The sequence below is a fragment of the Rhizobium sp. P32RR-XVIII genome, from assembly GCF_012641395.1.
Lineage (GTDB): Bacteria > Pseudomonadota > Alphaproteobacteria > Rhizobiales > Rhizobiaceae > Rhizobium.
In genome coordinates, this window is record NZ_JABAIH010000007.1 from 118,343 (window position 1) to 141,070 (window position 22,728).

The 22,728-nt window shown below is 59.7% G+C and carries 20 protein-coding genes and 2 riboswitches; of the genes, 8 read left to right on the top strand and 12 right to left on the bottom strand.

Annotation, left to right across the window (positions count from 1 at the left end; genetic code table 11):
* Positions 1 to 50 precede the first annotated feature (50 nt).
* Entirely contained in the window at positions 51 to 1,073 is a 1,023-nt protein-coding gene (locus HGP14_RS20640; protein WP_168831758.1) for an aldose epimerase family protein, read from the bottom strand.
* A gap of 116 nt (positions 1,074 to 1,189) precedes the next feature.
* Positions 1,190 to 2,113, bottom strand: coding sequence for a homoserine O-succinyltransferase (gene metA, locus HGP14_RS20645; RefSeq protein WP_168831759.1), 924 nt, complete (start codon positions 2,111 to 2,113; stop codon positions 1,190 to 1,192).
* 65 nt (positions 2,114 to 2,178) lie between these two features.
* A riboswitch (SAM riboswitch) is annotated at positions 2,179 to 2,256 on the bottom strand.
* Positions 2,257 to 2,407: 151 nt separating this feature from the next.
* Between metA and HGP14_RS20650 the strand changes: the two genes are divergently transcribed.
* The gene (locus HGP14_RS20650; protein ID WP_168831760.1) at positions 2,408 to 4,240 is read left to right on the top strand and encodes an ABC transporter ATP-binding protein/permease; all 1,833 of its coding nucleotides are present in this window, start codon (positions 2,408 to 2,410) and stop codon (positions 4,238 to 4,240) included.
* A 9-nt stretch (positions 4,241 to 4,249) separates the two neighbouring features.
* Here the strand turns inward: HGP14_RS20650 and HGP14_RS20655 are convergent, their stop codons facing one another.
* From HGP14_RS20655 to HGP14_RS20670, 4 genes are all read right to left on the bottom strand, one after another.
* On the bottom strand, positions 4,250 to 4,873 hold the full coding sequence (locus HGP14_RS20655) for a hypothetical protein (RefSeq protein ID WP_168831761.1): 624 nt from the start codon (positions 4,871 to 4,873) through the stop codon (positions 4,250 to 4,252).
* Positions 4,874 to 4,971: 98 nt separating this feature from the next.
* A complete protein-coding gene (locus HGP14_RS20660) occupies positions 4,972 to 6,819 on the bottom strand; it encodes an ABC-F family ATP-binding cassette domain-containing protein (protein ID WP_168831923.1) in 1,848 nt (615 codons plus the stop codon).
* The gene (locus HGP14_RS20665; protein WP_246704519.1) at positions 6,800 to 7,456 is read right to left on the bottom strand and encodes a thiamine diphosphokinase; all 657 of its coding nucleotides are present in this window, start codon (positions 7,454 to 7,456) and stop codon (positions 6,800 to 6,802) included. Before HGP14_RS20665 ends, HGP14_RS20660 begins: the two co-directional genes overlap by 20 nt.
* 42 nt (positions 7,457 to 7,498) lie before the next feature.
* Positions 7,499 to 8,026, bottom strand: coding sequence for a MarR family winged helix-turn-helix transcriptional regulator (locus HGP14_RS20670; RefSeq protein ID WP_168831763.1), 528 nt, complete (start codon positions 8,024 to 8,026; stop codon positions 7,499 to 7,501).
* Positions 8,027 to 8,143: 117 nt separating this feature from the next.
* Between HGP14_RS20670 and HGP14_RS20675 the strand changes: the two genes are divergently transcribed.
* The 5 genes from HGP14_RS20675 to HGP14_RS20695 all read left to right on the top strand — a co-directional run bounded on the left by HGP14_RS20675 (position 8,144) and on the right by HGP14_RS20695 (position 15,053).
* On the top strand, positions 8,144 to 9,682 hold the full coding sequence (locus tag HGP14_RS20675) for an MDR family MFS transporter (RefSeq protein ID WP_168831764.1): 1,539 nt from the start codon (positions 8,144 to 8,146) through the stop codon (positions 9,680 to 9,682).
* 53 nt (positions 9,683 to 9,735) lie between these two features.
* Positions 9,736 to 9,849: riboswitch (TPP riboswitch) on the top strand.
* 47 nt (positions 9,850 to 9,896) lie between these two features.
* Positions 9,897 to 10,919 (top strand): thiamine ABC transporter substrate binding subunit, encoded by a 1,023-nt coding sequence (gene thiB, locus HGP14_RS20680; RefSeq protein WP_168831765.1) that lies wholly within the window; start codon positions 9,897 to 9,899, stop codon positions 10,917 to 10,919.
* Entirely contained in the window at positions 10,919 to 12,550 is a 1,632-nt protein-coding gene (gene thiP / locus HGP14_RS20685) for a thiamine/thiamine pyrophosphate ABC transporter permease ThiP (RefSeq protein WP_168831924.1), read from the top strand. The genes thiB and thiP overlap by 1 nt, the downstream gene beginning before the upstream one ends.
* Before the next feature lie 16 nt (positions 12,551 to 12,566).
* Complete coding sequence (locus HGP14_RS20690; protein WP_168831925.1) at positions 12,567 to 13,235, top strand: ATP-binding cassette domain-containing protein; 669 nt, start codon at positions 12,567 to 12,569, stop codon at positions 13,233 to 13,235.
* Between the two features lie 273 nt (positions 13,236 to 13,508).
* On the top strand, positions 13,509 to 15,053 hold the full coding sequence (locus tag HGP14_RS20695; RefSeq protein WP_168831766.1) for a M48 family metalloprotease: 1,545 nt from the start codon (positions 13,509 to 13,511) through the stop codon (positions 15,051 to 15,053).
* Between the two features lie 54 nt (positions 15,054 to 15,107).
* On the opposite strand, the gene HGP14_RS20700 is transcribed toward HGP14_RS20695, so the two are convergent.
* From HGP14_RS20700 to HGP14_RS20720, 5 genes are all read right to left on the bottom strand, one after another.
* A complete protein-coding gene (locus tag HGP14_RS20700; RefSeq protein ID WP_168831767.1) occupies positions 15,108 to 15,971 on the bottom strand; it encodes an RNA polymerase factor sigma-32 in 864 nt (287 codons plus the stop codon).
* Positions 15,972 to 16,338: 367 nt separating this feature from the next.
* The gene (locus tag HGP14_RS20705; protein ID WP_168831768.1) at positions 16,339 to 16,911 is read right to left on the bottom strand and encodes a CarD family transcriptional regulator; all 573 of its coding nucleotides are present in this window, start codon (positions 16,909 to 16,911) and stop codon (positions 16,339 to 16,341) included.
* Positions 16,912 to 17,299: 388 nt separating this feature from the next.
* Entirely contained in the window at positions 17,300 to 17,638 is a 339-nt protein-coding gene (gene fdxA, locus HGP14_RS20710) for a ferredoxin FdxA (protein WP_168831769.1), read from the bottom strand.
* Positions 17,639 to 17,832: 194 nt separating this feature from the next.
* The gene (locus tag HGP14_RS20715) at positions 17,833 to 18,237 is read right to left on the bottom strand and encodes an RNA-binding S4 domain-containing protein (RefSeq protein ID WP_168831770.1); all 405 of its coding nucleotides are present in this window, start codon (positions 18,235 to 18,237) and stop codon (positions 17,833 to 17,835) included.
* Between the two features lie 3 nt (positions 18,238 to 18,240).
* On the bottom strand, positions 18,241 to 21,324 hold the full coding sequence (locus tag HGP14_RS20720) for a helicase-related protein (protein ID WP_168831771.1): 3,084 nt from the start codon (positions 21,322 to 21,324) through the stop codon (positions 18,241 to 18,243).
* Positions 21,325 to 21,943: 619 nt separating this feature from the next.
* Between HGP14_RS20720 and HGP14_RS20725 the strand changes: the two genes are divergently transcribed.
* Positions 21,944 to 22,099, top strand: coding sequence for a DUF3309 family protein (locus HGP14_RS20725; RefSeq protein ID WP_168831772.1), 156 nt, complete (start codon positions 21,944 to 21,946; stop codon positions 22,097 to 22,099).
* Positions 22,100 to 22,125: 26 nt separating this feature from the next.
* On the top strand, positions 22,126 to 22,392 hold the full coding sequence (locus tag HGP14_RS20730) for a YMGG-like glycine zipper-containing protein (RefSeq protein ID WP_168831773.1): 267 nt from the start codon (positions 22,126 to 22,128) through the stop codon (positions 22,390 to 22,392).
* A gap of 9 nt (positions 22,393 to 22,401) precedes the next feature.
* Here HGP14_RS20730 and HGP14_RS20735 read toward each other — a convergent pair whose 3' ends face one another.
* Complete coding sequence (locus HGP14_RS20735; protein ID WP_168831649.1) at positions 22,402 to 22,725, bottom strand: hypothetical protein; 324 nt, start codon at positions 22,723 to 22,725, stop codon at positions 22,402 to 22,404.
* Positions 22,726 to 22,728: the final 3 nt, after the last annotated feature.

The following is a 22,728-nucleotide window of genomic DNA, read 5'->3' on the forward strand; positions in this document are numbered from 1 at the left end:
AAAACCCTCGTGACAAGCACGAGGGTTTCAAAGGCGACAGGGACCTATGATCAATTCTTGGTGAAGATGTAATCGGTTTCCTGCCGCAGGACTTCGCCTGGGCGCAACACCGCATTCGGAAAGCCCTGATGATTTATGGCGTCCGGCCAGACCTGGGTTTCCAGGCAGAAGCCCGCGAACGGCCCGTATTTGCGGCCGTCGAGGCCCGGAACGGCGACATTGAGCTTGAAGCCGGCATAGAACTGCACGCCAGGCTCTGTTGTCCGCACCTCCAGCGAGACGCCCGAATTGACGCTGCGCGCCAGCGCGACGGAACGCTTGGCAGTGCGCTCTTTCGAGAGGCAGAAGTTGTGATCGTAGAGCGCCTGCTCGCCGCCTTCGAACCGCTCCATCGGCGCCATCTCGCGGAAGTCGAACGCCGTGCCGGCGACGGGACCTAGCTCACCGGTCGGAATCTGTCGCTCGTCAGTCGGAAGGTAGTGATCCGCAGCGATCATAATGTCGTGTCCGAGCGCATCATCGCGGCCATCGAGATTGAAGTAAGCGTGCTGGCAGACATTGGCGAGTGTCGGCTGATCGGTGGTCGATTCGTAGACGATCGAGAATTCGCCGTTTCCGTGCACCCGGTAAGTCGCCTGGACCGTGCAGTTGCCAGGATAGCCCGCTCGGCCGTCCGGATCGACGATCTTCAAGACGACGCGATCGACATCGTGCTCGACGATCGTCCAGTTGCGCTTGGCGATGTTGTCGCTGCCGCCGTGCAGATGCGAGACACCCTTTTCATTGAGTTCCAGCTGATAGGCCTTGCCGTCCAGCGTGAACTTGCCGCCGCCGATCCGGTTGGCGCAGCGGCCGGGCGTGGCGCCGAAATAGGACGAGTGTGCCGGATAGTCGGCGAAATTATCGAACCCCAGAAGCAGCGGGGCGTCGTGACCTTCAAGCCGCAGGTCCTGAATGACAGCGCCCCAGGTCATGATCTTGGCGGTCAGGCCGCCGCCCTTGATCTCGACGCGGTAGACAGTTTCGCCGTCCTTCGTCGTTCCGAAAACTTCCCGTTCGAGCTTTTCAGCCATGGTCTGCCATCCGCAAATCTGTTGGGTTCAGGCCCCGAACCTGCCTCCATTTGCTGCGGCTCGCAACCACGAAATGCAAAAGCGACGCCGTCCCGCGACCTGGCACTGGCCGCCGGTCAGATTTTGGTGCCTATTTCGTCGAGGTTATAGGACGTCGTCTGGTAGATCTCGTTGATCCAGTTGCCGAAGAGCAGGTGGGCGTGGCTGCGCCAACGGTTCTGCGGCGGGAGCGACGGATCGTTATGCGGAAAATAATTGTGCGGCATCTTGATAGGCACGCCCGCATTCACATCGCGGAAGTATTCGTCCGAAAGCGACGTCGAATCGTATTCTACATGATTGAACATATAGAGCCGCTTGCCTCTTTCCTCATGTGCGAGACAGACGCCCATCTCGTCTGATTCCATCAGGATTTCGAGGCTTTCCGATTTATCGATGTCCGCGCGCCGCACCTCGGTCCAGCGCGAGACCGGAACTTCGAAATTATCCGAGAAGCCATTGAGATAGACGGACGAGGATTTCAGGTTCTTGTGGCGATAGATGCCGAAGGCCTTTTCCTTCAGCTCGTATTTCGGAACCTTGTGGAAGTGATAGATCGCCGCCATCGCGCCCCAGCAGACGTTCATCGTCGAATGGACGTGCGTCTCCGTCCAGTCGAAGATCCGCTGCATCTCTTTCCAGTAGGTCACATCCTCGTAAGGGAGGGTCTCAATCGGCGCGCCGGTGATGATGAAGCCGTCGAACTTGCGGTGCCTGACCTCTTCCCACGTCTCATAGAAGGCAAGCAGGTGATCTTCGGAAGTGTTTTTGGCCTTGTGGTTTCCGATGCGGACCAGCGAGAGCTCCACCTGCAGCGGCGTAGCACCGACCAACCGGGCGATCTGCACCTCGGTCTTGATCTTGTTCGGCATGAGATTGAGGAGTCCGATCTGCAGAGGGCGGATATCCTGACGGATTGCCGCCGTTTCCGTCATCACCCGGACCCCCTCATGAACGAGGGTTTCAAAAGCGGGCAGCGTATCGGGAATCTTGATGGGCATTGCGGTTACTCGATCAAAACAATGTGTACCGGCAAAATAAAAAACCGGCGGCGACAAGAATCGCTACCGGTCCGCACGCGGCCCTTTAGCGACTTATTTAACGTGGCTGCAAGCCGGCCGGCCAAATCACCACGAGGTCTCTTAGATAGCGCTAGCAGACACACGAATCAATCCGAATTCGCAAGCTGTACTTTGAGCTAGGGTCACTCACGCATTAATGGCTGGTAGAATCTGTTGCTGGACAGCACGCGTCACCATGTTAATCAGGGACTGTGGTACGCATAGGAAGTCACAATGAAAGTGGTCAAAGGCAGGCCGAGCATTCAAGCGCAGGATAGAGTAGGTTACGATTTAAGCCTCGGATACCGGCTGAAACTGATGTTCTCGGCATTCTGGGATTCCAATGCACGCGGGAAGATTCTGATTCTCGCGTTGATTCTGGTCGGTGTGATCCTGGCGACCGCCTACGGTCAGGTCGTCTTGAACCGCTGGAATGCGCCGTTCTACGATTCCTTGCAGCGCCGCGACGTCGGCGAGTTCTTTCATCAGCTTCAGGTCTTCGCGCTAATTGCCGGTTCGCTGCTGCTGCTGAACGTCGGTCAGGCATGGCTCAACCAGATGACCGCGCTTTATATGCGCGAAGGGCTGACCCGTGACCTCGTGGATCAGTGGCTGAAGCGCAAGCGTGCGCTGCGCCTCGCGTCATCGGGCCTGATCGGCGTCAACCCGGACCAGCGGCTGCATGAAGATGCCCGCAATCTCGCAGAAAGCACCACCGGCCTGACGCTCGGCCTTCTCCAGTCGACAATCCTGCTTGTCAGCTTCATCGGTGTCCTCTGGGAGCTTTCGAGCGGCTTCGTCTTCCATTTCCGCACCTACACCTTTGCAATCCCGGGCTACATGGTCTGGGCTGCGGTCTTCTATGCTGCATCCGCCTCCATCCTCAGCCAGATCGTCGGCCGGAAACTGGTGAAACTGAACGCCGACCGCTTCTCGAAGGAGGCGGAGCTCCGCTTCTCGCTGATGCATGCGAACGAGAATCTGCCGGCGATTACCGTCGCCCGCGGCGAGGAAAACGAACGGCAACGGATCAATACGGACATCACCACGGTCCTTGCCATCCTGAAGCGGCTGACGATGGCGACCACCAACCTGACCTGGGTTTCGGCCGGTTACGGCTGGCTGGTCATCGTCATCCCGATCATCGTCGCGGCTCCGGCCTATTTCTCGGGTAGCCTGACCTTCGGCGAGCTGATGATGTCGGTTGGCGCCTTCAACCAAGTGAACACGGCACTGCGCTGGTATGTCGCCAATTTCGGCCCAATTGCCGAATGGCGTGCCACGCTGATGCGCGTGACCGATTTCCGCTATGCCCTGCAGGGGATCGACGAGCCGCTCAATCCGAAGAATGTAATTGCCTACCAGGATAACGCCGATACGCTGACCCTCAAGAATGTCAGGATCGCCGCCAAGCTCGGAGAGGAAGTCGATTACTGCGGCGGCTTTGCCGTCCGCGAGAAGGATGTCACGATCAAGGCTGGCGAGAAGGTCATGATCAATGGCGATCACAACGTGAACCGCAAACTGCTGTTCCAGGCACTCGCCGGCGTCTGGCCCTGCGGCAACGGCAAGATAGGGCTGCCGCCCGCCAAGGACATCCTGTTCGTTCCGGAAGTGGCCTATATACCGGGCGGCACGCTGCGTGAAGCCCTGTCCTTCCCTGAACCGGCAACGGCCTACGAGGACGATGCCGTCAAGGCAGCACTCGAAAAGGCCGGTCTCCACCACCTCATAGGACGGCTCGACACGCGGGCCCGGTGGGACAAGATCCTGGAGGCAGACGAACAGAAGGCAATCGGCTTCGCCCGTCTGCTCCTGGCCCGCCCGCGCTGGGTGGTTTTCGACGAAGTGCTCGAAGGCCTGGAGCCGGAATGGCAGTCGACGCTGACGAACCTGCTGGCCGACCTGCCCGATATGACGATTATTTATATCGGCCGGTCGGAAATCTACATGGAAGTCTTGCAGCCGCGCGTTCTGCATCTGGAGGCGCTCACTGCGAAGACGGAAGTTTTGGCTCCGCCAAAGGCGGGCACCGGCAGGCCGGCCAAGCCTGCCCGGGTGCTCTAGGCTAGAAGCTTACATTGGCGTAATGCCGCTCAGCCCGACGGACACCTGGCCAGCGGAAACACTGCCGTCGGATGCCTTCTCCGCGCTAACGATAACGCCCGCACCCGGCTTGAGGTCATCCTTGGTCGCTGGCGCTAGGGTGACGATCTGCGTTCCGTCGGGAATGGAGATCGTCTTCTCCTTGCCTTGCCAAGCTAGGGTGATGGTGTGGCCGTTAACGGCCTTTACCGCGTTGCTGACGGTTGCATTGGTCATGTCGCTATTCGGTTTCGCGTCCCAGGGGCGGTCGCCTTCCCCGGTCCCTTTCATCGAAGCCGGAAAGATCAGCACCTGGATTGCATCGTTCGGACCATTGCTCTTCGGCATGGAGCCGACGCCGACGAAGTCGCCTGGTTTGATGTCATCGACCGACGCAGGCTTGATGCCGCTGACTTTCCAGCCAGCTTTCATCGCGATCTTCTGTTCGACGCCCTCGCGCGTCTTGACCATCAGCGTATCGCCGCTGAGGCTTTCGATCGAGCCACGAATGCGGACGCGCTGCGTGTCTGCGGCCTGACTATATTGAGCTGCACAAAGGGTGATCGCACCGGCGGTTGCCACTGCGAAAATTCCGGAATAGAGCCTTCTAGACATATAACTTTTCCTCGTCGCCATGATCGGCATATCCCCGGCTGCCGCGGCGAACTCTAGGCCTGCTGCCGGCTACCGGCGAATCAAGGAAATGTGAGAGCTTAGCCCTCGAGCTCTTCCCTCAGCATCTCGAGCTCAAGCCATTCCTCTTCCATCGTCGTCAGGCTGTCGCGCAGCTTTTCCATTTCGGCTGCGAGCTTGTTGAAAGCGGCGGGATCCTTGGTGAAAAGGTTCGGGTCCGCCATCTTTTCTTCGCGCTTGGCGATCTCGGCTTCGGCCTTGGCCATCTCCTTCGGCAGGTTGTCGAGCGCGAACTTCTGCTTGAAGGAAAGCTTCCCCTTCGCCTTCGGCGCTTCGGAAGCCTGCGTCGCCTCGCCCTTCGGCTTTTCTGCGGCTTTCTCCGCCTTACGCCGCTCCTCCATGGCGCCCTTGCGCTGCGCCAGCATGTCGGAATAGCCGCCCGCATATTCGATCCACCGGCCGTCAGGCGCATCGGGAACAGCGGGCGCGATGGTCGAGGTCACCGTCCGGTCGAGAAAATCGCGGTCGTGGCTGACAAGGATGACGGTTCCGGGAAAACCAACAACGATTTCCTGCAGCAGGTCCAGCGTCTCGATGTCAAGATCGTTGGTCGGTTCGTCAAGGATCAAGAGATTGGTCGGCCGCGAAAGGATGCGGGCCAGCATCAGCCGCGCACGCTCGCCGCCGGACAGGTTCTTTATAGGCGTGCGTGCCTGCTCCGGCTGGAAGAGGAACTCCTTCATGTAGCCGGTCACATGACGCTGCTCGCCGTTCACCAGCAGGTTCTCGCCGCGTCCGTCGGTCAGATAATTCGCAAGCGTATCCTCCGGATTGAGGTCCTCGCGCTTCTGGTCGAGCGTTGCGATTTCAAGATTGGTTCCGAGCTTCACGGTTCCGCTATCCGGCGAGAGCTGACCGGTCAGCATCTTGAGCAGTGTTGTCTTACCCGCGCCATTCGGCCCGACAAGACCGATGCAATCGCCACGATGAACGCGGATCGAGAACGGCGCGACGATCAGCCGATCGCCGAATGTCTTTTTTATCTTTTCCGCCTCGATGACGAGCTTGCCGGATTCCTGAGCGTCGGAAGCGGTGGCCTGGACCGTGCCCTGCGGTCCTTTGTGGCCACGATACTGCGACCGCATGGTCTGTAGTTCGCCGAGGCGGCGCATATTGCGTTTGCGCCGGGCGGTCACACCGTAGCGTAGCCAGTGCTCTTCGCGCTCGATTGCTTTGCCGAGCTTATGCTGTTCCAGTTCTTCGGCCTCGAGCACCTGATCACGCCAGGCTTCGAAATGCCCAAAGCCCCTGTCGAGGCGCCGCGACGTGCCGCGGTCGAGCCAGACGGTCGCCGTTGAAACCTTTTCGAGGAAGCGGCGGTCGTGCGAGATCAATACGAGCGCGCTGCGGCTCTTCTGAAGCTCTCCTTCCAGCCACTCGATGGTCGGCAGGTCGAGATGGTTCGTCGGCTCGCCCAACAGAAGGATATCCGGTTCGGGCGCCAGCACGCGGGCAAGCGCTGCGCGACGGGCTTCACCGCCGGACAGGCTGTTCGGGTCCTCTTCCCCGGTGAGGCCGAGGTGTGAGAGAAGGTAGGCGACACGATAGGGGTCATCTCCCGGTCCAAGACCGGCTTCCGCGTAAGCCTGCACCGTCTTGAACGCGGCAAAGTCCGGCGCCTGCTCCAGATAGCGCACCGTCGAGGAAGGATGGCGGAAAACCTCGCCCGATTGCGCTTCGGCAATTCCTGCAGCGATCTTCAGAAGGGTCGATTTGCCCGACCCGTTGCGCCCAACCAGGCAGATCTTGTCGCCGGGCTCAACCTGCAGGTTCGCGCCCGCAAGGAGGGGCGTTCCGCCGAAGCTCAGGAAGATGTTGTCGAGTTTCAGGATAGGGGGGGGCCAAAAATCAGACTCCGGAAAGATCATAAGGACGGGCAAGGACGATCGCCCGGCCGCTGCCGAGCGTGAAACGAACCTTTCCCTCCGCGACGTTGGAAATGGTGCGCGAGGAGCCAAAGGGCAGATGGAAATCTGCGAGCGGATAGCGCGCATTCTCGATGTGGAGACCCCGAAGCTCACTGAAGCCGGATACCGAAAAAAGGCTGCTCTTCGGCAGGTCGATCTCCATCGAGCCGGGAATAAGCGGAACGGCCTCCTCCTTTCCGGAGGTGAGCAGAACGTCGAAGCCCTGCTCGGCAAGGCTGACGGCATAGAGCAGATGCTGCAGCGCGTGATCCGAACGCTCGCCGCTGAGCGCCCCGGCAAGGACCAGCCGTCTGGCACCGCGCGCGATCGCCTCGGAAACCGCGATCTCGCCGTCCGTGGCAGCCTTGGCCGTCGGGTAGGGTTGCCTTGGAACATCCGGAAAGGCGCCTGCAAGATCGGCCGGCGTGGAGTCGAAATCCCCCACCCAAAGCTCTGGCACCACGCCAAGCGCTGCCGCATGTCGCATGCCGCCATCGGCCGCGATAAAGCGGCTGCCAAGGACGGCGCCGCGCAGACGTTCGGTCAGGACGAGTTCACCGCCGAGCAGGATCGTGAAGATGGATTGGCTCATGGGCATTGCCCATAGCGCAAAGCGGGGGTCAAGGGAAAGGGGCAGCGATCAGCCGGGCGTATCCTTGTCGCGCGACAGGAAGACCTCTTCATAGCCGTCGATGAAACGCTCGAAGAGCGCCGCAAAGTCTTCGACATCTTTCGTCGGCCAGTCGGCGACAATCTCCGAAATGAATGACAATTTCTGTGCCCGGATCTCCGAAAGAAGCCGCTGTCCGAGCGGGGTCAGGACGACGATGATACGCCGCGCGTCTGCCTGGGACGCTTTGCGGCGAAGCACGTTGCGGCTGACCATATCTGCGACGATGCGGCTGGCACGCGACGGATCGATGCGCAGCATCTCGGCGATGGTACCAACCGTGACTTCGCCGGTCGTCTGAGTCCGGCGGAGCGCGTCGAGGACATCAAGGTGCGAGAGTTCGAGACCGGGCGCCACACTCTCGATCGCCAGCCGGCCGATCAGCCGGCGGCCGGTCATCAGGCGCAGGCGAGTCATGCTGCGGCCGATGCGCGGCACACCGATGGCATCCGGCGAATCCTGGTCGAGTTCGGCAGGTTTGGTCATGGTTTCATTCATTCGCAAATCATAACAGAGCTTGTGGCAGATGAGAATATGCAAATGTCACTCATCTGTCATTGACATTTATATGCTAATAGCACATAAATTTGCCAATCAAAGCCAGAAAGTTTCCTCATGAATATGCAATTAGCGCCCGCACCGCTCGTGACCGATCACCGGCGGCGGCTCATCCTCTTCTTCTTTTTGATGATCTCCATGTTCATGGCGATGCTCGACAATCAGATCGTATCCACGGCGTTGCCGACGATCGTCGGTGAGTTCGGCCACCTCGAACGCTTCGGCTGGATCGGCTCGGCATATTTGCTGTCGCTCAGCGCCGTCATGCCTGTTTACGGCAAGCTCGGCGATCTCTTCGGCCGAAAATATGTGATGATGGCGGCGATTGCCTTGTTCACCTTCGGCTCGGCCGTTTGTGGTCTCGCCGTCTCCATGAATACCCTGATCGCGGCCCGCGTTCTGCAGGGGCTCGGCGGTGGCGGCATTATGGTTTCGATCTTCGCCGTCAACGCCGATCTTTTCGAACCGCGCGAGCGGGCGCGCTACCAAAGCTATTCCAGCCTCACCCTGATGGCCTCCAGCGCCATCGGACCGGTGCTTGGCGGCATGATGAGCGACCTTTTCGGCTGGCGTTCGATCTTTCTGGTCAACGTGCCGATCGGGTTTGTGGTCCTCGTCGGCCTTGCGCTCATGCTGCCCTACCGCAAGCCGCAGCGTCGCCCGAAAATTGACTATGCCGGCGCCATCCTCTTGGCGCTGACGACCACCAGCATCGTGATGACGGCCGATGGCAGCGAGCTTTTCGGCTCCCTCGTTTCGCCGCTAAGCCTCGCCATCGTCGGTTTCGGCATCGTCTGTGCCGTTGCCTGGATCTTCGTCGAGCGCCGTGCACCCGAGCCGATCGTTCCCTTGACCCTTTTTCGCAATCCCGTCTTCAGCCTGCTCTTGGTGATCTCCGTTATGAGCGGCGGCATAGCAATCGGCATGGTGAACTACTTTGCCCTCTTTCTGCAGACGACGACTGGTCTTTCGCCGTCGCAAGCCGGGCTGCTCTTCGTTCTTCTGACGACTGGACTGGTCTGCGGCTCGCTCTCCGCCGGGCGCATCATCTCGATAACCGGGCGATACAAGCCCTTCGCGATTGCGAGCTTCAGCTGCAGCGCGATTGCCTTTGCTCTGATCTCGCAGGTCCATGCGGGAACACCGATCGCCTTGATCGGCGCGATCCTGGCGCTGCATGGTATCGGTATCGGTCTTGCTCAGCAGGTGCCGGTCATCGGGGTGCAGAATGCCGCGCCGCCGCGTGACGTTGGCGCGGCGACTGGCTCGGTGACACTGTCGCGCATGGGGGGCGCGTCGATCGCAATTTCGATCTACGGGGCAATCATCGCGTCGCAACTCTCTAATGCCGGGCAATCCATTCCAGGGGTTGCCAATATCAAGGAACTGACGCCGAAGATGCTGGCAGCCCTTCCCGAAGCAAGCCGCCACGCCGTCGCCGATGCCTATGCCGCCGCTTTCTCGCCGCTCTTCATGACCTCCTGTGCCATCGCCCTTATCGGCCTTTTGGCAGCGGTCATACTGAAGCCGGTTCAGCTCCCGCGATCGGAGAGCGAAGCGGCAAATTCGGCAGCGGCCGCGGAAGCCGCCGAATAGTTGCAACGGCGCCTTCGCCCTTGTCATAAAGCCTTCATGGCGATACATCTGCCGACGCTCTAACGGGGTGCCGGATGTCCGCAAGGACACCCGGCTGAGAGGCTTACAGCCAACCCGCGGAACCTGATCCGGTTAACACCGGCGGAGGGATTAGACGCGTGACATTCGGCAACGCCCTTTTCCCGCTCAAACGAAACCAAGGAGGAGGCGCGCCATGTCCGGCCGCACATCGATCATCGCTTCGCTGACCGCAGCATTCTTCGCCGCGACACTCGGCTTGACGGCCGCTCACGCCGCGAAAAAGGCGCTGACCATCTATACCTATGAAAGTTTCACGTCCGAATGGGGACCAGGCCCGAAGGTCAAGGCAGCTTTCGAGAAAACATGCGGCTGCACGATCAATTTCGTCAGCGTCGCCGATGGCGTCGCACTGCTTTCGCGCCTGAAGCTGGAAGGCGCCTCAACCAAAGCCGACGTCGTGCTCGGCATCGACACCAACCTCATCACCGAAGCCAAGGAGACCGGCCTCTTCGACACAAGCGGTGTCGATGCAAGTGCCCTGAAAGTGCCGGGTGGCTTCGCGGACGATGTCTTCGTTCCCTACGATTACGGCCACTTCGCCATCGTCTACGACACCCAGGCGATCAAGAACCCGCCGCAGAGCATGAAGGATCTGGTCGAGGGCGATCCTTCGCAGAAGATCGTCATCGAGGATCCGCGAACCTCCACGCCGGGCCTCGGCCTGCTGCTCTGGGTCAAGGCCGTCTATGGCGACAAGGCGCCGGAAGCCTGGGCCAAACTGAAGAACCGCATCCTGACGGTGACGCCTGGCTGGTCGGAGGCTTACGGCTTGTTCACCAAGGGCGAAGCTCCGATGGTTCTCTCCTACACCACGTCTCCGGCCTATCACATGGTCGCCGAAAATACCGATCGCTACCAGGCCGCCGCTTTCTCCGAAGGTCACTATATCCAGATCGAAGTCGCAGGCCTGCTGAAGAACGCGCCGCACAAGGATCTCGCCCGCGACTTCCTGAAATTCATGGTGACACCTGGCTTCCAGGATACGATCCCGACGAACAACTGGATGATGCCGGTTTCCGCCACCTCCGCGCCGTTGCCGGATGCCTTCGGTAAACTCGTCACGCCCTCCAAGACCTTTCTGATGAGCCCTGACGAGGTTGCCCAAAACCGCAAGGCCTGGATCGACGAGTGGCTCACGGCCATGAGCATGAACTGATGCTGCAGACCGCGGCCGAGCGACAACGTGCATTGACCGGCGGGGCGGTCGGCCTCGCCGCCATCGGGTTGTTCGTCGGCCTCGCAGCGTTCTCGTTGCTTCTTGCCGGTGGCGGATCAGCCGTCGCCGGCATTCTTCTCGACCCCTATATCCTCCGGGTGCTGCGCTTTACAGTGCTGCAGGCACTGCTTTCAACCGCGCTTTCCATCATCCTTGCGATCCCGGTCGCACGCGCGCTCGCCCGCCAGCCGCATTTTGCCGGCCGCATCTGGATCATTCGTCTGATGGCGGTCCCAATGGGGCTGCCCGTGCTGATCGGCGCGCTGGGACTGATTGGCATATGGGGCAGGCAGGGGCTGCTGAATGCGCTGCTGATGCAGCTTGGACTTGCCGAACCCGTGAGCATCTATGGGTTGACCGGCATTCTCCTCGCTCACGTCTTCTTCAATCTGCCGCTTGCCTGCCGGCTGATGCTCGCCGGTCTCGAGCGAGTACCATCGGAATACTGGCTGATGGCAAGCAGTCTCGGCATGCGCCCGCCGTCGATCTTCCGCTTCATCGAATGGCCGGCGATCCGCCCACTCATTGCGGGTATCGCCGGGCTGATCTTCATGCTGTGTGCCACCAGCTTTACGCTGGTCCTGACCCTGGGTGGTGGGCCGGCAGCGACGACGATCGAGGTTGCGATCTATCAGTCGCTGCGCTTCGATTTCGATCCGGGTCGCGCAATCGCTCTGTCGCTCCTGCAGATCGCGCTCACCGCGATGATCCTCGGCGCGATGTCCCTTCTTCCGCTCGCCGCGGATGAGGGTTTGACCACAGGCAAGGACATCAAGCGGCTGGATGGCGTGAGCGCAAGAGTGACCGACGCCCTGATTTTATTGATTGCCGTGCTCTTTCTCGGCCTTCCGCTCGTCTCTGTCATCATGGCAGGGCTGCGCGCCGATCTCTTGAAGCTGCTGAGGGAACAGATCTTCTGGCAGTCAGCGGGAATGAGCTTCGCGATTTCGCTTTCGGCGGCTTTGCTCTCCATCATCCTCTCGATGGCCATCATTCGCGCCCGGCATGCCATCGCCTCGTCGCGGCGTCGCGGCGTCGCCAGCAAGTCCTTTTTCACAGCCATGGGCAGCGCCTCGGCGATGATCCTGCTTGTGCCGCCGGTTGTGCTCGCCACCGGATGGTTCATGGCACTTCGACCCTTCGGCGATGCCTCGCGCTTCGCGCCGCTGATCGTCGTTCTCATCAACATGCTGATGGCACTGCCCTTTGTCATGCGCGTGCTGGAGCCAGCCTATGTCGTCCACCAGCGCCGGACGCAGAAACTCGCGGCAAGCCTCGGCATTACTGGCACCGCACGGTGGAGACTCATCGATTGGCCGGCGTTGAGAAAACCTCTGCTGACTGCGCTGTCATTCGCCATGGCGCTCTCGCTCGGCGACCTTGGCGCCGTTGCGCTCTTCGGCTCCGAAGGCTTCGTCACATTGCCCTGGCTCGTCTATAGCCGCATGGGTAGCTACCGGACGAACGACGCCGACGGTCTTGCATTGATCCTCGGCATGATCTGCCTGCTGCTGACCATCGCCGGAACCGCGGGGCAGTCAAAACAAGGGAGCGAGAGTGGTGGCCGCTGACCAAGCCGGGATCGAAATGCAGAACGTCCGGCTGAAGCTCGGCGCGCACGTTTTTCAATTCGACTGCCACCTCCCGGCAGGCCGGATCATCGCAGTGAGCGGCCCGTCCGGCTCCGGAAAAACGACCTTCCTCAACCTGCTCGCAGGTTTCGAAAAGCCCGATAGCGGCCGCGTGCTGATGCATGGCAGAGGCGTAACAGCAGTCCATCCCGCCGAACGCCCGGTCTCAATTGTCTTCCAGGACAACAATCTCTTCGCGCATCTCGATATCCTGACCAATGTCGGTCTCGGTATCGATCCTGCGCTGAGGCTTAGGGTCGAAGACCGGAGAACCATCTCCCAAGCGCTGGAAAAGGTTGGCCTCGCCGGTTTCGAAAGGCGCTTGCCCGCAACGCTTTCAGGCGGCGAGCGACAGCGGGCTGCATTTGCGCGGGCACTTGTGCGCAAGCGGGCCGTCCTCTTGCTGGACGAACCTTTTGCGGCCCTTGACCCCGGCCTGCGTACCGGCATGGCGGACCTGCTGATCGACCTGCACAAGGAAACTGGCAACACGGTCGTTATCGTTTCGCACGATCCTAATGAGGTGCGCCGCGTAGCCGATTACGGTGTTTCCATAGATAAGGGAACGATTGCTCTTGCTGCACCGCTTGCGGATTATCTCCCGCACGAAGACACCCCGCGCTAAGGTAATTTCGGCAAGGTTGACGAATCTCGCCGCAGTGATGGCACTTTCGCCACAATTTCATCGGAGCGAGAGAAACTCCTTAACTACGTTGCGGTTGCGAGTTAGCATAAGCGCTATAATTACGCAGAGTCTCGCTATGCAACCGACACGAAAATCAGTTACAGCAGTGGCTCGGGTATTCCCGTTGCGCAGTGCGAGACCCGGGATGGAAGCCTGTTGAACCCCGTTGGAATCGGTCGGATCGGACACGCAGCAAACCGGCCGAAAGACAAGATGACTCGGAGAGCTAGACTGGACAGCATGACGACGTGGAAACGCCCTGCGCCCTCCAGTAACGTGTTTTCCGCTACCCCCAGGTGGAGCCGCCGTGCGTTCCTCTTGTCCGCGGCTGCGGTAGCGCTCAGTAGCTGCCAGTCCATCCTAGAGCAAACATATCAGCCGACTGTCTCGCCCTCGGCCAATCCGCAGATCGTCGACGAAGTACAAAAGAACGATCCGCGTGCAGCCATGGGCGCGCGCGAACACCCGCGTATCGTTGCGAGCTATGGCGGTGAGTACAAGGATGCCAAGACCGAACGCCTTGTCGCCCGCATCGCCGGCGCGCTGACGGCGGTGTCGGAAAACCCCAGCCAGTCCTACCGGATCACAATATTGAATTCGCCGGCGATCAACGCCTTCGCGCTGCCGGGCGGCTATCTTTACGTGACCCGTGGTCTGCTGGCACTCGCCAATGATGCTTCGGAAGTCGCGGCTGTGCTCTCGCATGAGATGGGCCACGTTACCGCCAATCACGGCATCGAGCGCCAGAAGCGCGAGGAGGCGGAAGTCATTGCCAGCCGTGTGGTTGCCGAGGTGCTGTCAAGCGACGTTGCCGGCAAGCAGGCCCTTGCCCGAGGAAAGCTGCGTCTCGCGGCCTTTTCCCGGCAGCAGGAACTGCAGGCTGACGTGATCGGCGTCCGCATGCTGGGTGAGGCAGGTTATGATCCTTACGCCGCCGCTCGTTTCCTCGATTCCATGGGGGCCTATAGCCGCTTTATGTCCGCCGATCCTGAGGCGGACCAGAGCCTGGACTTCCTTTCGAGCCACCCGAACTCGGCGCAGCGCATCGAACTCGCACGCGAGCACGCCCGAGCCTTCGGCCAGGAAGGCACCGTCGGCGACACGGGCCACGGTTATTACCTTGATGGTATCGACGGTCTTCTGTACGGCGACAGCCCGGAGGAAGGCTATGTACGCGGCCAGACCTTCCTGCATGGCGGCCTCGGCATTCGCTTCGACGTGCCGCCGGACTTCACCATCGACAACAAAGTCGAAGCCGTCATGGCGACCGGTCCGGGCGATGTGGCGATCCGCTTCGATGGTGTGGCGGACAGCGGTAACCAGAGCCTGACCAATTACATATCGAGCGGTTGGGTCACCGGCCTCGATCCCTCTACGATCCGGCCGATCACGCTCAACGGGATGGAAGCGGCAACGGCACGCGCCAGCGCGGATCGATGGGATTTCGACGTCACGGTGATACGCAACAATTCACAGATCTTCCGCTTCCTCACGGCCGTTCCGAAGGGCAATGCCACGCTGGAGCAGACGGCAGACGTCCTGCGCGCCAGCTTCCGTCGCATGACGCCGCAGGAAGCCGCAACGTTGAAGCCTCTCAGGGTCCGCGTCGTCACCGTTCGGCCCGGTGAAAACATTACGACGCTGGCAGCCCGGATGATGGGCACGGATCGCAAGCTCGACCTCTTCAAGCTGATCAATGCCCTCCCGACCGGCGCATCGGTGTCGCCCGGCGACCGCGTGAAAATCATTTCCGAATAAAAGAACCCGGCTTTTTAGCCGGGTGAAGTGGTGCTGCTGGAACTAAAGAGACTTTCAAGCATGCGCCGCCATATGCGGATCCGCGCTGACAAGGGCGGTGCGCAATTTTTCCATCGCGCGGCTCTCGATCTGGCGAACGCGTTCCTTCGAGATACCGAGATCGGCGCCGAGCTCCTCGAGCGTAGCGCCTTCTTCTGCAAGACGGCGTGCTGCAATGATCTTCATTTCACGTTCGTTCAGGTGCTTCAGCGCCGACGTCAGCCAGACACGGCGTCGCTCGCCGTCGATCATATTGGACACCTGTTCGTCCGGCAGGGGATCTTCGCTGACCAGAAAGTCCATCTTTTCGGCGCTGTCGGCGTCGCCTGAAACGGACGGCGCCTGCAGCGAGGCATCATTGCCGGAAAGACGAGCATCCATCGTCTGCACGTCGGCGAGGCTGACACCGAGGGCTGCGGCTATTTCCTGATGGATGGATTGAAGCGTCAGGTGCGAGTCGCCTCTGGCGAGCTTGGCGCGAAGACGGCGCAGATTGAAGAAGAGGGCCTTTTGGGCCGAACTCGTGCCGCCGCGGACAATGGACCAGTTGCGCAGAATATAATCCTGGATCGAGGCGCGGATCCACCAGCTTGCGTAAGTGGAAAAACGCACCTCGCGCTCCGGCTCGAAGCGAGCCGCCGCCTCCAGAAGGCCGACATAGCCTTCCTGAACGAGATCGCTCATCGGCAAACCGAAGTTGCGAAACTTACCCGCCATCGAGATGACGAGGCGCATATGAGCCATCGCGATCTGGTTGCGGGCCCCACGATCTTCGTTGTCCTTCCAACGGAGAGCGAGATCATGTTCTTCTTCGCGAGCAAGATACGGAGCCGCCATGGCGATTTTAATCATGCGCCGGTCTGCAGACATGTTCTTCATATCGGTCTCCTAAAAATCAGGCCTCGTGCCCTGGAAAGAAAACAAACGAGATTTGTTTAGAGAGCCTCACACCAATCCGGCGTCCCAATGCGTAAAGGCCCCGCTCCTGGATTTTTCAGGAGGGAGCCCTATCTCTTCATCATGTGCCGGTAAGGCGGTAAGGCTGGACCTGTTTCTTCAAGTTGCCGGCCTGGCAAATCGTGGAAAGCATGATCCGCTCCTCATCGAACGTTTACAGGATTGCGAACATTCGGCGAGGGCCGAATGCAGTCCGCACTGACGTCCAAGAAACGCGGCAGGCCAGAAAAAGTTCCACAAAAAAACCCGGCTGAAAGCCGGGCTTTTTCTTGAAACAATGCGACGGTATTTAAGCCGCTTCGTCCTGCGACTCGTCCTCGTCGATGGCCTTGCCGCGCTTCGGCCCCTTGTTGAGGTTCGTCTCGACGATCCGCACGGCCTCCGTTTCCGACATCTTGTTCACAGCGGCAATTTCGCGCGCCATGCGATCAAGCGCAGCTTCATAGAGCTGGCGCTCGGAATAGGACTGCTCTGGCTGATTTTCGGCGCGATAAAGATCGCGAACCACCTCAGCGATGGAAATCAGGTCGCCGGAATTGATCTTGGCATCGTATTCCTGGGCGCGGCGGGACCACATGGTACGCTTTACGCGCGCCTTTCCCTGCACCACCTTCAGAGCGCGCTCCACGAAATCGGTTTCCGAAAGCTTGCGCATGCCAATGCTCATGGCCTTGGCAACCGGGACTTTCAGGCGCATCTTGTCCTTCTCGAAATCGATAACGAAAAGTTCCAGCTTCATGCCGGCGACTTCTTGCTCTTCGATAGCGGTGATGGTACCGACGCCATGAGCGGGGTACACGATCGATTCACCGGTCTTGAAGCCATGGCGTGCTGCTGAAGGTTTTTTCTGCTGGATCGTCATTCTAATCAAAAACTCCCTATTACGCGTCCGGCGGCGGCCGGAGCCGGGTCAGTCAGGCCCGGATGAGACGGATCAGTTCCGTCGGGTGACTTCACTCTGGTCCCACCAGACCGAAGCAAAAGAAGCTCTTGCGCGCGATCAAGGATCGAACAGCCCAAGGCATTGATATGTTACGGGGAACCGCGTACGGATTTCTTTTGCTTTCGTGATGGTTTTGGGCACACTCGTGCCTCAAATGGATCAGTGTGCGAAACCTATCACAAAAATATGACGAAATCAATAATTTGCTTAAGATGGGCCATGCACGCAGCACATGGCACGCATTTAAGCAGAGCATAATTCAAACGTTTAAGCTGCCTGTGAACCCGATTTCACGGGCAGGCAATCATCAGTCGCCCGAACCCGGCTTCTCGGAGAAATACTGCTCGAACTTGCCGGTTTGGCCATCCATCTCCTTGGCTTCCGGCAGCGGTTCTTTCTTGACGGTGATGTTGGGCCAGATGCTGGCATATTCTGCGTTGATCCTCAGCCACTTATCCAGCCCCGGTTCGGTGTCCGGCTTGATGGCCTCAGCAGGACATTCCGGCTCACAGACGCCGCAATCGATGCATTCGTCAGGATGAATGACGAGGAAATTCTCTCCTTCATAGAAGCAGTCGACGGGGCAGACTTCCACACAGTCGGTATATTTGCAGCGAACGCAATTGTCGGTCACGACATAGGTCATGGAGAACTCCAGGAATTTCATGTAGGCGGGGCGGGCAACCTGGAACGTCGCACCATTCCCCCAAGCCGGAGGACAGCGTGGGCAGGCTTGGGAGCAAGTCGCACTCCCCGGCAAGTTGCCTGTGACGTACCGGCTTTGCCGCCGGATTTCAAGAATAAACGATCTCCCTGCCCCGGCTTGAGAGACAGAGTTTTCTAATCGTCGTCCGACGTCAGCCTGTCGATTGCGCGCCGTTCCTTTTTTGTCGGCCGCCCGGTGCCCGTCGCACGGATCGCCTGCTCGTAAGGCGTGAGACGTTTTGCCTCATCCGGTGGCGGCGTCAGATCCTCGTAGAGCAGTTTTGCCTCCTCGAAAGGCCCGCGCCGTTCGCCCGGCGCCTTCACGATCAGAACAACGCCCCGACGCTCAAGCGCAAGGTCGATACGGTCGCCCGCCTTCACGGTCTGGCTGGGGAGCTGTACGCGCTCGCCGTTGAGGCGAACATGGCCTGATTGGATGTGGCTTTGCGCCAGGGAACGCGACTTCACCATGCGCGTGAAGAACAGCCACTTGTCGATGCGCTGCCGCGAACCGCTTTCTGGCTGTGTCTCCTTGCGCATAGGCTATTTCTTCATCTGCTCCTTCAAGGCAGCGAGCTTTGCGAAAGGAGAATCCGGATCGATTGGCTTTTCCTTCCGCGGTGGCTTCGCCTCGAAGCGCAGCGGCTGGGAGCCGCCGCGATTGTTGTTGCGTTCATTACGATCCTTGCGGTCGCCACGATCCTGACGGTCGCCCCGCTGCTCGTTGCGATCGCCACGGCCCTGATGCGGCTTTCCGCCGTCGCGACCGCGGTCCTGACGTTTTCCATCGCGGCCTTCGCGACGGTTGCCTTCGCCGCCTTCCCCACCATTGCCACTATGCCGCCGGTTGCCCTGCTGCTGACGTTCGCCGCCGCGGCGCTCACCTTGTTGACCGCGTGCCTGGCGGTGGTTGTCGTTGCGGCCGCCGAGCCGCCACAGAAGAACCGGCTTCGGTTCGACAGCCTCGCCGGCTTCCGATGTCTCCGCCGCAGATCCTTCGGCAGTCTCGGCTTCCGTTGCAGGCTTGGCTTCCGTTTCCGGCACCTCGGAGGCTGCTTCTTCGGTTGTGCTGTCGGCGTCGTCGTGATCTGCCTTCTCGGCGGCGTCCTCGGAGGAGGTTTCCGCTGCTGGAGCGACAGACGCGTCCTGAGCAGCCAGATGAGTTGCCGCTTCTCCGGCCGTCACGGGATCGGCGCGATAACCTAGGCCCTTGAGGATCTCTTCCATGTCCTCCAGCGTCGCGCCGAGAATCGAAAGCATCGCTGTCGTCGTCGTGAAGCGGCGGCCGTCGTAGGCGCCTTCCGGCCGGTTTGCCTGGCCAGGCTTCCACTGCAGCAACGGACGGATGATGTCCGCGAGCCGCTCGAGAATATCGATGCGGACGGCGCGCTTGCCGAGAAAACGGAAGCCGGCGAGCTTGTAGAAGGCCCGCTCGAAGCTCGGATCGGTCACGACGGACGTGCGGCCGGCAGCAAGCACCGGAATCAGATCGCCATAACCCGGCTTTTCCAAGCCGTCGTTTTTCAAGGCCCACAGCAGGGTGATGAGTTCGGCCGGAGCCGGCTTCAAAAGTGCCGGAACGAAAATGTGGTACGCGCCGAAGCGAACACCATATCGGCGCATGGAAGCGCGCGCGTCCTGATCCAGCGACTTCACCTCTTCCGTCACGTCGCGGCGGAAGAGCACGCCGAGATTTTCGACGAGTTGAAACGCAAGTCCCTTAGCAAGGCCCTGCAGGTCCTCAGCGCGCGAAAGATCATCGAGCGACTTCAGAACCGTGCTGATATGATGATTGACGAAGCGTTCGATGCGCGCGGCAACGTGATCGCGCGCGTTCCCCGTGAGCTGTTCGTCCGCGAGCAGGATAACACGGGGGCGCATGATGTGGTCGCTGCCGGCAAGGCGGGCGATCGGATCGCCGAGCCAGCGGACGAGACCATCAGAACTTATCGCCAGATCGCTGTTTCCGGCAGCATGGAGGCGTGCGGCACGAGCCTCGAATTCCAGGGCAAGCGCCTTTTGCGAAGCAGCCTGGATTGCCTTTGCATCCGGTCCGTCCGCACCCGAAATGGGGGTAAACCGAAAACCGGACAACTGTCCCACATGATGTCCTTCAACAAAGACATCGCCATTCACACTGATTTCAGCTTCCAGCATCGCATTCTCTCTCAGGCGCTTCATGAGCACAGATGTCCTGCGATCAACAAAGCGTTTCGTCAACCTCTCATGTAACGCATCGGACAATCGATCTTCGATTTCCCGCGTCTTTTCCTGCCAGTGTGTCGGATCGGCAAGCCAGCCGGGTCGATTCGACACATAGGTCCAGGTTCTTATCTGCGCGATTCGTGCCGAAAGCGTGTCAATTTCGCCGTCCGTACGATCCGCGCGATGCACCTGCTCTGCGAGAAACCCCTCGTTCACCGTGCCATAGCGCACGAGATCGGAAAAGAGGGTCGAGATCAGATCGGCATGCTGTGCGGGCGTGATACGCCTATAGTCCGGCAGGGCGCAAGCTTCCCATAGCTTCTCCACGCGCTGCGGACTGGTAGCCAAGTCAATAACTTCCGGATAGCGAGCCAGTTGCTCCAGAGCTTGCTGGTCGACGGCGGGCAAGGCACGCGTCAAGCCTTGCTCGCGCGGCGGAGTTTCCAGACTTGCCCGCAACGAGCGTATCGAGGAGAAATCGAGGTCCGTCGTCCGCCACTGCAGGACTTTGACATTGTCGAATTCGTGCGCCTCGATCCGCTGCACCAATTCCTCGTCGAAAGGCTGCACTTGCCCCGTCACCCCAAAGGTGCCGTCACGCATATGACGGCCGGCGCGTCCGGCAATCTGTCCGAGTTCGGCGGGATTGAGATTGCGGAACTGATAGCCGTCGAATTTGCGGTCCTGCGCAAAAGCGACGTGATCGACATCCAGGTTGAGGCCCATTCCGATCGCATCGGTCGCCACGAGGTATTCGACATCGCCTGCCTGGTAGAGCGCGACCTGGGCATTTCGGGTGCGGGGGCTCAGCGCGCCGAGAACAACCGCGGCTCCTCCACGCTGGCGCCGAATCAATTCCGCAATGGCGTAGACCTCATCTGCCGAGAAGGCGACGATAGCCGTCCGCTGGGGAAGACGGGTAGTCTTCTTCTGACCAGCATAGAGGAGTTGCGACAGTCTTGGACGCTCGACAACGGTAATACCCGGCAGGAGCTGCTGGAGAATGGGACGCATCGTACCAGCGCCGAGTAGCAGGGTCTCGTCGCGGCCGCGCAGATGCAGAATACGGTCGGTGAAAATATGGCCGCGTTCGAGATCACCGGCGAGCTGGACCTCGTCGATGGCGACAAAGGCAGCCTTTGTCTCGCGCGGCATGGCCTCCACCGTGCACACGGAAAAGCGCGCATTCGGCGGAGAAATTTTCTCCTCGCCAGTGACGAGCGCGACGTTCTGCGCGCCGACTTTTTCGACCACACGCGTATAGACCTCACGCGCCAGCAGACGCAGCGGCAGCCCGATCACGCCGGTACCGCTCGCAACCATGCGCTCGATAGCATAGTGGGTCTTGCCTGTATTGGTCGGCCCGAGCACCGCGGTCACGCCGCGCCCGCTCAGTATCATGGGCTGCGATGTCAGTTTCATTGTCCATGCAAGTGAGGCGGGGAGCCTCAGGGTCAAGGGCGCTTTGTTTCCTAAGCAGACAACACATGGACAGGTGCCTCTTCAAACGCAAGAGGCGAGCTGCAAACTCGATTCAAAAAATGGCGCTAAGTCGCTGTTTTCAGATTCGGAACAGCCTGAGAACGAATCAGCGACGAATCGGTGACTCTCCGTGATTCAGCTTTTGTTCACGGCTAAGTATTGGTTTTGAATCGGTTTTTCCTACTAGATGCTGAATCAGGCTACACGCCGTGTCCTAGTTTCGGAAGCCGGATTCGCACCGATCGGCACTCCGTCGTACCGCACCTGCATTAACCATTGATCAAATGCAGAACGAATCGCCTACGAATCACCGACACCCGGCGTTTCCGGATTTGTTCACCGCAACATATTGTATTTGAATATAATTTTAACCATAAAGCTCGAATGGAAAGCTGACCATGCGCCGCTGTTTGAGCGGCTTTGTTAAGATTTGAACGGCGCGCCTGCGCAATGCACCGATAGGCAGAAAAATCACCGGCGTCTCATCCCAACCGGGAACAAAAAAGACAGATGCGTGTTTATTGTCCATTCGTCACGGCGAATTGGAGGAATTCAAAACATGCTCGGAACAATACTTCTTATTATTCTTATTCTGCTCCTGCTTGGTGCCCTGCCGAATTGGGGTTATAGCCGTGGCTGGGGCTATGGACCTTCCGGCGGTTTGGGGCTAGTTCTCATTATCGTTCTTATCCTTGTTTTAATGGGCCGAATTTAGCGGCTTGTAACCTACGGAGAAAAGACATGATGAAGAGAATTGCCATCGTAGCCGCTATGGTAGGCGCACTTGCGGCCTGCACCCCGACTGAACAAGGAACGGCAATTGGTGCCGGCACTGGGGCGATCATCGGTGGCGCTGTGAGCAACAGCTGGGGCGGCGCTGCAGTCGGCGCTGTTGCCGGTGGTCTTGCTGGGGCGCTGATCGGCCAGTCCGTGGAACACCGCGGCTACTGCGTCTATCGCGACCGGTATGGCCGCCGCTACGAAGCACGTTGCCCACGCCGTTACTGAGAACTGCCATTAGAAGGGTTCAGACGGGCGCTTCGGCGCCCGTTTTTGTTTATGCTCGCCGTCAACAATATGTTGACGATCGGTCATGAAAGGCAAATCTACCGCGCCTCGGGCGTAAGGCGCATATTCCTTGTCAACATCACGGCAATAAGCCTGTGTAAGAAAGGAACGGATCTCATGGCTCAGATCATTTTGAATTCCGCTCTCGCCATCCTTGTCGCGGCAGCATTTCTCACGACAACCGCAGCCGCCCTGCGCGGCGACGATCGGGCGGCGCAGAAAGTTCCGGTCAAGGCAAGGAACGAGCGCCACCGTAGGTGACGCAAGCTTCATCGC

Excerpts from the sequence above, each read along its gene's own strand:
- HGP14_RS20640 (WP_168831758.1), bottom strand. The coding sequence starts at position 1,073 with ATGGCTGAAAAGCTCGAACGGGAAGTTTTCGGAACGACGAAGGACGGC.
- metA (WP_168831759.1), bottom strand. The coding sequence starts at position 2,113 with ATGCCCATCAAGATTCCCGATACGCTGCCCGCTTTTGAAACCCTCGTT.
- HGP14_RS20650 (WP_168831760.1), top strand. The coding sequence starts at position 2,408 with ATGAAAGTGGTCAAAGGCAGGCCGAGCATTCAAGCGCAGGATAGAGTA.
- HGP14_RS20655 (WP_168831761.1), bottom strand. The coding sequence starts at position 4,873 with ATGTCTAGAAGGCTCTATTCCGGAATTTTCGCAGTGGCAACCGCCGGT.
- HGP14_RS20660 (WP_168831923.1), bottom strand. The coding sequence starts at position 6,819 with ATGATCTTTCCGGAGTCTGATTTTTGGCCCCCCCCTATCCTGAAACTC.
- HGP14_RS20665 (WP_246704519.1), bottom strand. The coding sequence starts at position 7,456 with ATGCCCATGAGCCAATCCATCTTCACGATCCTGCTCGGCGGTGAACTC.
- HGP14_RS20670 (WP_168831763.1), bottom strand. The coding sequence starts at position 8,026 with ATGAATGAAACCATGACCAAACCTGCCGAACTCGACCAGGATTCGCCG.
- HGP14_RS20675 (WP_168831764.1), top strand. The coding sequence starts at position 8,144 with ATGAATATGCAATTAGCGCCCGCACCGCTCGTGACCGATCACCGGCGG.
- thiB (WP_168831765.1), top strand. The coding sequence starts at position 9,897 with ATGTCCGGCCGCACATCGATCATCGCTTCGCTGACCGCAGCATTCTTC.
- thiP (WP_168831924.1), top strand. The coding sequence starts at position 10,919 with ATGCTGCAGACCGCGGCCGAGCGACAACGTGCATTGACCGGCGGGGCG.
- HGP14_RS20690 (WP_168831925.1), top strand. The coding sequence starts at position 12,567 with ATGCAGAACGTCCGGCTGAAGCTCGGCGCGCACGTTTTTCAATTCGAC.
- HGP14_RS20695 (WP_168831766.1), top strand. The coding sequence starts at position 13,509 with ATGACTCGGAGAGCTAGACTGGACAGCATGACGACGTGGAAACGCCCT.
- HGP14_RS20700 (WP_168831767.1), bottom strand. The coding sequence starts at position 15,971 with ATGAAGAACATGTCTGCAGACCGGCGCATGATTAAAATCGCCATGGCG.
- HGP14_RS20705 (WP_168831768.1), bottom strand. The coding sequence starts at position 16,911 with ATGACGATCCAGCAGAAAAAACCTTCAGCAGCACGCCATGGCTTCAAG.
- fdxA (WP_168831769.1), bottom strand. The coding sequence starts at position 17,638 with ATGACCTATGTCGTGACCGACAATTGCGTTCGCTGCAAATATACCGAC.
- HGP14_RS20715 (WP_168831770.1), bottom strand. The coding sequence starts at position 18,237 with ATGCGCAAGGAGACACAGCCAGAAAGCGGTTCGCGGCAGCGCATCGAC.
- HGP14_RS20720 (WP_168831771.1), bottom strand. The coding sequence starts at position 21,324 with ATGAAACTGACATCGCAGCCCATGATACTGAGCGGGCGCGGCGTGACC.
- HGP14_RS20725 (WP_168831772.1), top strand. The coding sequence starts at position 21,944 with ATGCTCGGAACAATACTTCTTATTATTCTTATTCTGCTCCTGCTTGGT.
- HGP14_RS20730 (WP_168831773.1), top strand. The coding sequence starts at position 22,126 with ATGATGAAGAGAATTGCCATCGTAGCCGCTATGGTAGGCGCACTTGCG.
- HGP14_RS20735 (WP_168831649.1), bottom strand. The coding sequence starts at position 22,725 with ATGAAGCTTGCGTCACCTACGGTGGCGCTCGTTCCTTGCCTTGACCGG.